The organism is Nocardia farcinica, from assembly GCF_029867845.1.
Taxonomy (GTDB): Bacteria; Actinomycetota; Actinomycetes; order Mycobacteriales; family Mycobacteriaceae; genus Nocardia; species Nocardia farcinica_A.
This window is the reverse complement of the sequence record NZ_JARWRU010000859.1, coordinates 1-1621: the sequence shown is the minus strand read 5'-3', so window position 1 is coordinate 1621 and position 1621 is coordinate 1. Positions and strand designations below refer to the sequence as shown.

Sequence of the window (1621 nt, the reverse complement as noted above, 5' to 3'; positions counted from 1 at the left end):
TGGGAAGCCACCCCCAACCCGCCCCCCGATGAACCGTAGACCCCGCTGCACCCCTGCTCTTTAGGGTGCGCTCGTAGTCGGGCCTGGGCAGCCACGCACAACCTCACACAGACCTTCGAGGAGAACCCGTCGTGGCCACGCATCCGATGGCACGAGTCGGTGAGATCGCAGGAGCGGCGGTGATCCCAGCAGACGCATGCAGCGAGTGGCCGGCCTGCTGCTCGGCGTGGACAGTCCAACGGTCGTAGTCGGGCCAGACGTCATCGACCCGCGCGCCCGCCTTCGCCCATTCCGCCCAGCGCAGCGACGGGCTCGGTTCCTCGGCCGGCGCGCTGTCGAGGGTGCGGATCAGGCTCGGCCCCAGATATTTCCGCGCCCGCCGCATCGACTCGCCGTGCTCTTCGTCGGCGGGCCGCCAGGTGAAGATCTCGCGCAGCGCGGTGACCGCCACGCCCTCGGCGGTCACCGGATCGGGCGCGGGCGCCTGTTCCAGCAGCCGCGTGGTGGTCGGAATCGCGCCCGCCGAACCGGATTCGGAACTCTCGCCGCCGGAACCGCAGGCGGCGGCGAAGACCACCGTGCTCACCACGAGCATCACCACCAGTGTCGCGGGGGATCGTCCGTCCTTCCAGGCTAGCCGCAGAACGGTCCCCGGCAGCCGCCTCTGCGCCGCCTTTCCGCTGCCGTGTCGCGTGTCGCGGGCCCGCGACCGCTTCCGCTGCCCGGCCCGGTGCGTCGTGTGCGCGTTCACATCACCCTCCGCATCCTCGCGTCGCCGGGCACCGCGACCTCGCTCACCCCGCCCGCAGGCACGGACTGGACCATCCGGCCGCCGCCCGCGTAGACGCCCACCTGCGCCGGACCCCGCGGACCGAAGGAGCTGAACACCAGATCGCCGGGCCGCGCCTGGCTCATGGACACCTCCTGGCCGTACTCCCACTGCTGTTCGGCGGTTCGGGGCATGACGATCTCGCCCGCCGAGGCCGCGAACACCGCCGCGGCCACCAGGCCGGGCCCGTCCAGGCCGCCGTTGCTCGGCCCCTGCGGCCCGCCGCCACCCCACACGTACGGCGTGCCGAGCCAGTCGTTGGCGGCCTCGAGCACCTGCTCGCCGCCACCGCCCTGCTCCGGGCTGAACCGGCCGAGCGAGCCGGGCGCGCGGTACTGCGGCTCCATGGCCAGGATGTTGGCCACGTAGGGGCGGGTCTCGTAGTAGTGCGCGGCGTACTGGTTGGGCATGCCGCCGCTGGCCAGCACCGCACCCTCGCCCGCGTTGTAGGCGGCCAGCGTCAGCGCGGCGATGTCGCCCTGCACCCGCCCCTCGCGCATCCACTGGGTGATCTTGCCCGCGATGGCGCACATGTAGCGGCCCTGGCCGATGATCGCGTCGCCGTCGTCCCACACGCTGGCCACCCCGTTGCCGTCGGCGTCGATGACGTAGGGGCGGCCGTCGTCGGGATTGATGGACGCCGCCGTGCCGGGCAGGAACTGGGCCAGACCCTGGGCGCCCGCGGGTGAGGTCAGGCCGCGCCGGAAGCCGGACTCCTGCCTGCCCTGGGCGGCCAGCAGCGAGGGCGTGATCTGCGGGCACAGCGAGCCCGCCCGCCGGTACCAGACCTCG

At 73.0% G+C, this 1621-nt stretch carries 2 protein-coding genes; both read right to left on the bottom strand.

Going from position 1 to position 1621, the window contains the following annotated elements; all coding sequences use genetic code 11:
• Positions 1-103: 103 nt before the first annotated feature.
• Complete coding sequence (locus QH283_RS18790) at positions 104-595, bottom strand: hypothetical protein (protein WP_280504295.1); 492 nt, start codon at positions 593-595, stop codon at positions 104-106.
• A 152-nt stretch (positions 596-747) separates the two neighbouring features.
• A partial coding sequence (locus tag QH283_RS18785) for an NlpC/P60 family protein (protein WP_280504294.1) occupies positions 748-1621 on the bottom strand: 874 nt, incomplete at its 5' end.

Excerpts from the sequence above, each read along its gene's own strand:
- QH283_RS18790 (WP_280504295.1), bottom strand. The coding sequence starts at position 595 with ATGCTCGTGGTGAGCACGGTGGTCTTCGCCGCCGCCTGCGGTTCCGGC.